Source organism: Pseudoalteromonas sp. AWM4_233, from assembly GCF_056158285.1.
The window spans coordinates 1-4435 of sequence record NZ_JBSWSZ010000047.1 but is presented as its reverse complement, the minus strand read 5'-3'; the positions used below and the strand labels follow the sequence as shown (position 1 = coordinate 4435).

Annotated in this window: 4 protein-coding genes and 3 pseudogenes; 1 reads left to right on the top strand and 6 read right to left on the bottom strand. The window is 50.3% G+C overall.

Features of this window, described 5'->3' with window-relative positions:
• Window positions 1-18: 18 nt before the first annotated feature.
• Window positions 19-903, top strand: a complete 885-nt coding sequence (locus tag ACXAC4_RS19505; RefSeq protein WP_475164858.1) for a hypothetical protein — start codon at window positions 19-21, stop codon at window positions 901-903.
• Between the two features lie 20 nt (window positions 904-923).
• Here the strand turns inward: ACXAC4_RS19505 and ACXAC4_RS19500 are convergent, their stop codons facing one another.
• From ACXAC4_RS19500 to ACXAC4_RS19475, 6 genes and pseudogenes are all read right to left on the bottom strand, one after another.
• Window positions 924-1133: an ATP-binding protein gene (locus ACXAC4_RS19500; RefSeq protein WP_475164856.1), complete on the bottom strand. Its 210-nt coding sequence runs from the start codon at window positions 1131-1133 to the stop codon at window positions 924-926.
• Window positions 1134-1157: 24 nt separating this feature from the next.
• Window positions 1158-1396, bottom strand: a pseudogene (locus tag ACXAC4_RS19495) (phosphoribosylamine--glycine ligase N-terminal domain-containing protein); the annotation flags it as partial.
• A gap of 19 nt (window positions 1397-1415) precedes the next feature.
• Window positions 1416-2957, bottom strand: a pseudogene (gene purH, locus ACXAC4_RS19490) (bifunctional phosphoribosylaminoimidazolecarboxamide formyltransferase/IMP cyclohydrolase).
• A 42-nt stretch (window positions 2958-2999) separates the two neighbouring features.
• Window positions 3000-3242 (bottom strand): annotated as a pseudogene (purN, locus tag ACXAC4_RS19485) (phosphoribosylglycinamide formyltransferase); the annotation flags it as partial.
• A 570-nt stretch (window positions 3243-3812) separates the two neighbouring features.
• Window positions 3813-4133, bottom strand: coding sequence for a hypothetical protein (locus ACXAC4_RS19480; RefSeq protein ID WP_475164853.1), 321 nt, complete (start codon window positions 4131-4133; stop codon window positions 3813-3815).
• The coding region (locus ACXAC4_RS19475; protein ID WP_475164850.1) for an AIR synthase related protein at window positions 4130-4435 on the bottom strand (306 nt) is incomplete at its 5' end. The genes ACXAC4_RS19480 and ACXAC4_RS19475, both read right to left, overlap by 4 nt.

The window sequence follows — 4435 nt, the reverse complement described above, 5'->3', positions numbered from 1 at the left end:
AAGGTTAACGACGGTTAGATTCACCTCTTACACAGCACCTCGGCATTTTGGTTTGATAAGTCCATTGAACTATTACCAGTATTGACTGTTATTGCAATTGAATCTTGCTTTCAATTGGTCAGTGTGTTCGCTTATAGAAAAACCAGTGAAGCAGCACCTTCAGGTATGATGTTGCAGCTACTTGCCGATATTATGTTTATGACAGTTTTACTGAGCTTATCAGGTGGTGCGAGTAATGCGTTTGTGTCAATGCTGATCATCCCAATCGTTATTGCTGCTGTTACTTTGCCAAGCCAATTTGTGATAATTATCTCTTTCTGTTCATTAGTCGCATATGGTTATTTATTTGTGACTATGGGTGGTCATCACATGCATCACATGGACATGGAGTTACATTTTAAAGGCATGTGGGCAAATTTTGTATTAAGCGTATTTATTGTTGTCATGGTTGTCATGGCTATGGCGAAGCAATTAAGGGTTAAAGAGCAGTCTTTAGCTAAGGTAAGAGAAAAACAACTTAAAAACGAGCAGCTCATTGCGTTAGGTAGTGCCGCTGCGCAGGCAACTCATCAATTGGCAACGCCACTTGGTAACATTAATTTATTATTTGAAGAGCTGAAAGAAGACTATCCAGAGCATCCCGCATTAGTAGATATGGGAAAAGCCATCACTACTTGTAAAGAGCAACTTGAGTTATTTAGAGCACAAACCGAAAAATTCAAATCTTCAGATAGTTTTGGTGTACAAAGCACACTTGCTATTTTGCAAGAGCTTGAAACATTGATGGCTTTACAATTCCCGGAACAGCGCTTAATTATGGACGAGGTAGTTGATACTTTCGTCAGTGGTTATTACGTTGTTCACTTCGTTCAGTTACGTATTGCTAAGGTTAATGAAACCTAAGAAGGCACCGTATCCAGCACCTATTCTGCTACAACGACCCCTTTTCCGGCGGCCAGGCCGTCTGCTTTGACGACGATTGGTGCGCCTTTTTCTTTGATGTAGGCTTTCGCGTTATCCGCATCTGTGAACGCTTCATATTCCGCTGTCGGAATGTTGTATTTTTTCATCAGCTGTTTGGCGAAATGCTTGCTTCCTTCAATGAGCGCAGCTGCCTTGGTCGGGGCAAACACAGGTAGGTCCGCTTTGTGAACTGCATCCGCCAGACCGTCGAGCAAGGGATTTTCCGGGCCTATAATCGTCAGTCGCATATGGTTTTCCTTCGCAAACGCCACGAGCGCTTCCTGATTATGCTCACTCAATTCGATGCACTCGGCTTGTTCGGTCATGCCTGCGTTTCCTGGAGCCGCAAATACCGTTCCACCTGGTCACTTTCTGCGAATTTCTGTACAAGACTGTGTTCGCGGCCCCCGCGGCCGATGACCAATACGTTCATGAATAATCCACCCTTTCGATTAGTGTTTGAAGTGACGCATTTTCGTAAAGACCATGGCGATGCCGTGCTTGTTGCAGGCATCAATCGAATCCTGGTCGCGCTTCGAACCACCCGGCTGGATGATGGCTGTGACACCCGCTTCTGCTGCTGCCTCTACGGTATCCGGCATCGGGAAAAAGGCATCAGAAGCCATGATGCTGCCTTCAGCTTTCTCACCCGCCTGCTCAAAAGCAATCTTCGCTGCACCGACCCGGTTCATCTGACCGGCTCCGACACCGAGCGTGCGGTCACCTTTCGCTACAACGATGGCGTTCGACTTCACGTGCTTCACGACTTTCCAACCGAGCTTCAAGTCTTCAAGCTCCTGCTCGGACGGTTCACGTTCCGTTGCCACTTCAAGCTCCACATCATCTAGAGAGCCTTCGTCCGTATCCTGGACAAGCAGACCGCCGTTGACGGTTACCAGCTTATGAGCTGGGACGGTCCGCTTTTTTCATGTCCACTTTCAATAGACGCAGGTTCTTTTTCGTTGTTAAGAATATCAAGCGCTTCCTGACTGAAGGATGGAGCGATGATGATCTCAAGGAAAATCTCTTTCAGCTTCGCCGCTGTATCAGCATCGACTTCCCTGTTCAAAGCGACGATCCCCCCGAAGATAGAAACCGGATCTCCTTCATACGCTTTCACGTAAGCATCATACAAATTTTCACCAACACCTACGCCGCACGGGTTCATGTGTTTGACCGCAACAGCTGCCGGCTCGTTGAACTCGAGCACCACCTCAAGGGCCGCATTGGCATCCTGGATGTTGTTGTAGGAAAGCTCTTTACCGTTCAGCTGTTCCGCTTCTGCGAGCGACGTGCCCTTCAACGTTCGCTTTCTTATAAAAGGCCGCCTTCTGGTGCGGGTTTTCTCCATAGCGCAAGGATTGGACTTTTTCATACGTGACCGAATACGTTTCTGGAAAAGGCTCTTCTGTCAAAGTCAGAGAAATATTCAGCAATCATCGCATCGTAATTCGCGGTATGACGGAACACCTTGGCTGCCAGTCTGCGCCTGGTCTTCATAAGAAAGGTGATCCCTGCTGCAAGGCCTTCGACCACCTCATCGTAATCCGTTGGATCAACGACGACCGCGACATCTTCAAAGCTTTTTGCAGCCGAACGCAGCATCGTAGGACCTCCGATATCGATGTTTTCAATCGCATCGGCTTCTGTGACGCCTTCTTTGGCAATCGTCTCTTTGAACGGATACAAGTTGACGGCGACAAGATCGATCGTCTGCGATGTTCCAATTCATCCAGCTGCTTCATATGCTCTTCGTTCGAACGCTTCGCCAGAAGCCCACCATGGACCGAAGGATGAAGCGTCTTCACACGTCCGTCCATGATTTCCGGAAAATCAGTCACCTCGGAAATGGATCGCACCGGGACTCCAGCTTCTTCAATCGCCCGTTTCGTACCACCTGTAGAAATGAGCTCATAATCAAGCTCATGCAGTTTCTTTGCAAAATCAGTCAATCCTTGTTTATTGGATACGCTCAGCAGGGCTCGTTTTTTCATAAAGATTCCTCCTTGATGAATAATGACTTGGATCACTTGTGGGTAGAGACGGTGCTCCACCGCCTGGATTTTGTGTTTTACATCATCTGCTGTATCCTGATCTTCGATATTGATCGCTTCCTGTGCAATGATCGGGCCTGTATCCATGCCATCGTCGACATAATGGACCGTCACGCCAGTCACTTTCACTTGTTTTTCGAGCGCCTGACCGATGGCATCTTTCCCTGGAAAGGCCGGAAGCAGGGACGGGTGAATGTTGATGATTCTCCGTTCGTACGGCTGCAAGAAGCGTCGGGCCGATCAGGCGCATATACCCGGCAAGGACGATGAATTCCACATTCCCCGTTGCCGGCAGTCCTCGAGCACCGCCTGTTCATACGCCGCTTTATCCGCGAAACTTTTCGGACGATAAACGACGGTATCGATTTCATGACTGCTGAGCCTTTTCAATCACCGGCTGCCCCGATCCGGTCACACACAAGCAGAGCGACGCGGGCATCAAGCTCTCCCTGCTTCCACCTGGCTTTCACGATGGCATCGAAAGTTCGAGCCGGTACCGGAAGCAAAAATCGCCGATGTTGCTTCATATCCCCTCCACCCCCCGGCCTCTTCGTCACGCGGCCAATGACGACTCGGCATCAGCACAGGCACCGATAACGCTGCGTTCCACCTCAGCTGGATCCCTGATGACCGCTGCCATACCGATGCCCATGTTGAACACACCGATACATCTCTTCTATCCGCTGATGGACACCTTGCTCCTGTAAGAAAACGGAACACAGGCGGGACCTGCCAGCTGCCCGTGTCGATCAACAACAGCTCCGAAACCTTCCGGCAAGCGTGCGGGGAAGGTTTTCATAAAAGCCGCCGCCGGTGACGTGGGCCATGTCCTTTCACATCGACTGCTGCGCGAAGTTTTTTGAACCCGGATCGACGTAAATGACGGGTCGGAGTCAGCAGCATTTCCCCGAGCGGCAGGGCCCATCCGCCGGATACACCTGCTCCAAGATCAAGCATCCTGCCATCGAGTTTTCTGACAAGCGAGAAGCCGTTCGAGTGGACGCCTGAAGAAGGCAGGCCGACTGATGACGTCTCCTTCCTGAATCTGGACGCCCCTGTAATCAGCTTGTCCTTATCCGCCATACCGACGACAAAGCCGGCCAAGATCGTATTCATCCGCGTCGTACATGCCCGGCATTTCCGCCGTTTCTCCACCGACTAAGCGCAGCACCTGACTGCTCGCAGCCGTCCGCAATGCCTTTGACGATTTGTTCGATACGGGCGGGGTCATTTTTGCCACAGGCAATATAATCTAAAAACAGCAGCGGATCCGCTCCCTGCGCCGCAATATCATTGACGCACATCGCTACGACATCCACCCCGATCGTATCATGACGGTCCAGTTCGAAGGCGAGCTTCAGCTTCGTCCCGACCCCATCCGTTCCTGTGACAAGCACCGGATGATTGTAGGACATCCG

Excerpts from the sequence above, each read along its gene's own strand:
- ACXAC4_RS19480 (WP_475164853.1), bottom strand. The coding sequence starts at position 4,133 with ATGAATACGATCTTGGCCGGCTTTGTCGTCGGTATGGCGGATAAGGAC.